Below are 587 nucleotides of genomic sequence, written 5' to 3'. Positions count from 1 at the left end.
AGCTAATGGATGTGCTTCGTCCACAGCGAAAAATAAAGTTAAAGCATCCTAAGCGTTTAGCGAACAATCGCGTGATAACGGATTCTAATCAGTTGTGGGAGGTTGATATTAAGTACGGATGGATTCATGGTGAGCAGCGGTTCTTCTTCCTTATGTGCATTATAGATGTGTTTGATCGCGCCATCGTCGCCTATCATATTGGTCTGACCTGTGAAGCCAAGCACCTCGTCCAGATCATGCAGGAAGCGCTTATGAAGCGCCAGCTATTTGATCAAGCAGATAAGCCGGTCATCCGTTCCGATAATGGTCCGCAGTTTATCAGCCATCGGTTTGAAGAGGCTTGTACGGAGTTTGTCATGATCCACGAACGTATTCCGCCTAAAACGCCGAATAAAAATGCGCACATTGAATCCTACCATGCCATCATCGAATTGGAATGTTACCAACGGCATGAATTTGAGTCTTATCAACAGGCTTATGAGATTGTGAGTCAGTTTATTCAGGATTATAACCTTATCCGTATTCATGGCAGCATCTATGACTTATCCCCTTATGAATATAGGGAGGCAGTCAAGCAAGGAATGGTG

General features: G+C 44.3%; 1 protein-coding gene. It reads left to right on the top strand.

What is annotated here, in order from left to right; translation table 11 throughout:
• Window positions 1-587, top strand: a 587-nt coding sequence (locus AC2TDN_RS26620; protein WP_484690744.1) for a transposase, incomplete at both ends; no start/stop codon positions are given.

The organism is Paenibacillus sp. Y660, from assembly GCF_057221575.1.
The sequence above is the reverse complement of the archived record's forward strand: the minus strand, read 5'-3'. Positions and strand labels throughout refer to the sequence as shown.